Annotated in this window: 4 protein-coding genes; 1 reads left to right on the forward strand and 3 read right to left on the reverse strand. The window is 42.5% G+C overall.

Annotated features, from left to right (window positions below; all coding sequences use genetic code 11):
* The 3 genes from B3W37_RS13920 to B3W37_RS13930 all read right to left on the reverse strand — a co-directional run.
* Positions 1–207: hypothetical protein (locus B3W37_RS13920; protein ID WP_483176161.1), on the reverse strand; the 207-nt coding region annotated here is incomplete at its 3' end.
* A gap of 225 nt (positions 208–432) precedes the next feature.
* On the reverse strand, positions 433–804 hold the full coding sequence (locus B3W37_RS13925) for a hypothetical protein (protein WP_483176162.1): 372 nt from the start codon (positions 802–804) through the stop codon (positions 433–435).
* A 74-nt stretch (positions 805–878) separates the two neighbouring features.
* Positions 879–1,202 carry a gamma-glutamylcyclotransferase family protein gene (locus B3W37_RS13930; RefSeq protein WP_483176163.1) on the reverse strand — a complete coding sequence of 108 codons (324 nt, stop codon included), beginning with the start codon at positions 1,200–1,202 and terminating at the stop codon, positions 879–881.
* A 649-nt stretch (positions 1,203–1,851) separates the two neighbouring features.
* Between B3W37_RS13930 and B3W37_RS13935 the strand changes: the two genes are divergently transcribed.
* Positions 1,852–2,355 (forward strand): CarD family transcriptional regulator, encoded by a 504-nt coding sequence (locus B3W37_RS13935; RefSeq protein ID WP_483170974.1) that lies wholly within the window; start codon positions 1,852–1,854, stop codon positions 2,353–2,355.
* The last annotated feature ends 325 nt before the right edge of the window (positions 2,356–2,680 follow it).

Raw genomic sequence — 2,680 nt, forward strand, 5'->3', positions numbered from 1 at the left:
GTCGAATACATCTTTACTTATATTCTTTCTTGAGCTTGCCGTTTTTATCATACATTCCAGTTGCTTGAAGAAATGAACTAGCTGCCGCTTTAGATTTACTAATTTTTTTCTGAAGCCCTTCATTTCTTTTGCTTGTTTCTGGGCGTCTTGAATAGTCAAAACTTGCTTTCCAGTCGCGGTCCTGTGGGTTGAATAAGTTCTTGACATACCTTAACACCTTCTATCAAATAGAATAAAGACCTGAATTTAATTTCATTATAGCATATGGTTTAATGACTCCTCTCATGGTCATTTTATTTGTCTGGTTGCTTCTTATCTTTGTCATCGGGGTTGCCAGAAAGCCCACTGGGCACAAGTTTGCCAAAATCGCGTAGGGGTACAGCAAAGGCTATGGCGCATAGACGAACCGGCCTGCTTGCGTCTTGAAGAAGATTATTTTCTTATACTGGTTACAAATGAATATCCCAGCAGGATGCCCCCCATATAGTAAAGGATCTCAGTTCCTCTAAAGACCATAGGAGCCGGAGTCATTGGCAGGACGAGAAAATAAAGTGCCGGGATTCCCAAGATGCACAACCTCATCCAATCAATCTTTACATGTTTCAAGGTGTTATTTTTTAAGCTCATATAGTCGAGTCCGAGCAATATCCCCAATATTACGGAGGCTGCAACAAAGGTGACACCGAAAGGTACAAAGTTGAAGGTATGACGATATATCGTCTGGAAATGGCCCATTAGTAGTGTCGATATAATAATCGTTATTGGAATTAATCCCAGCAGGAATATTCTTTTAAGGCTTTCCATGCGACTCCCCCCTTTCGCAAAGCAATTCGTGGTCGGTTCATCCTCCGCTTTAGCCCGGCTCACATCATCGGGGCTCATTTGCTGACTGAACCGTTCCAGATGTAGGTGTCGGCCTGTAAAGTTTCGCCGTTTTCCAGCTCTACATCTATCGTCTTCCTGGTCACCATAGTGCCCTCGTTCATAAAAAAGTCCATCTTGGCCAGGGTTTTTTCATCAATCTCATACACTTCACCCGCTACGATTTCTCCTTCTTCAGCAGTCATGCCATCCAGGGCGCCGAAGATATATTTGTTATAGCCATTGGCAACCGCTTTGCCCAGAAGAGTCTTTCCTCCCAGATAATATTGGTTGTAACGGCGACCGGTCACAAAGCTGCCGTACACAAATATCTTAAGCATCTAAACACACTCCTGTCTTTTGTAGTTCCATCCCCTGATCTTGAGCCTGTATTGCAATAGCCTGAGACTCTCGGGACAATATTTACAATATTCCCTATTTGCTTCCAGTATCCTCCCGAAGCAATAGTTCAGAGACAGGATTCAGTAGTCTTAAACGGCTCGCATGAAAAAAGCAGGGATGCAGAAGGCGGAGACATTTATTTCCGGACAATACTATGCCGCAACAGCTGGGTACATTTAGGTAGATTCGCAAGAAGCGGGAAGACATTCTGCTTCCCATATCACGCTGCCGCAGGTGTAGAAATAACAGCTGTTTCAAATTCGAATATCTCAATTGCATAACGCGCCATACGCAGGTCTTTAACCCCTATTCCCACTCCGACCAAACGGGCTAATCTGCGTATGATCCCATGTCGATGCCGGTATCCATATATCCACCGAAACCGCTATCTACGGCGTTTTGCTCCTCTCTGCCGGTCTGCTCTATCCTGATCATGAGGATCCTCATTAGCCTAAAGGCTAATTTGTTGGTATAATTAAATAACAACGTGTAGTCTCGATGACGTAAATCCTGTTGTCGAGTCTATTTTTTTTCCGCAACTCATATCTAATGATGCTGTTTGAACAACGCAGCAAGGGAGAAATGTTTATGTTCAAAGTGAATGATTATGTGGTCTACGGTTTAACCGGAGTATGCCAGATTATTGATATTGAAAAAGTCAAGGATACCAACAACGATCAAACCGATTACTATGTATTGCGCCCTGTATATGACAATATAAACAATATGATTATTAAGACCCCGCTGAATAACCCCAAAATTTTGATAAGAAAAGTCATCACCAAGCAAGAGGCTGCAGCATTGATGGCCAAGATGACGCAAAAAGAACCCGTCTGGATAGAGGATAACCGGGAAAGAAGCTTGCATTTTAAAACCATTCTTAAAACCGGAAATTGCGAAGAACTGATAGGACTTATCAAAACGCTATATCATGAGAAAGAAGCCAGATCTGTTGAAGGCAAAAACATAACCAGTACAGATGAACAGATAATGAAAACTGCTGAAAAGCAATTACATGAGGAATTGGCAGTGGCGTTGGACCTTTCACCCGACGAGGTCGTCGCTTATATTCTCGAACACCTCTCTTCATAAGTGTAAAAACGCCCTGCTGTAAAATCCCTCATGTGATCCCTATCCTTCACATATTATAACAACTGGTAATCAAAAACCTTGAGGATAATATTATTATAAGGGAGTTAAAGAATCATGGTTTTTTATTCCTTGATAGCTTTAACCTGTCCAAATTGGCCATATATAGTTAGAGAGAAAATGCGAGTATCTGAAGAGTGATAAGGGGCAAGAGGATGAGTAAACAGAGGGAAAGACTATTTGCCGCCCAGGTGGAAATCAAGTAGAAAACCCAGGGCGATCCCCAGGGATTTAGCCAACCTCCTTCAGCAAAGCACATGTTGAAGAG

Source organism: Syntrophomonas sp. UBA5494, assembly GCF_002426325.1.

Bases quoted from the DNA above. Each gene is read 5' to 3' on its own strand.
- B3W37_RS13930 (WP_483176163.1), bottom strand. From the start codon at position 1,202: ATGCTTAAGATATTTGTGTACGGCAGCTTTGTGACCGGTCGCCGTTAC.
- B3W37_RS13925 (WP_483176162.1), bottom strand. From the start codon at position 804: ATGGAAAGCCTTAAAAGAATATTCCTGCTGGGATTAATTCCAATAACG.
- B3W37_RS13935 (WP_483170974.1), top strand. From the start codon at position 1,852: ATGTTCAAAGTGAATGATTATGTGGTCTACGGTTTAACCGGAGTATGC.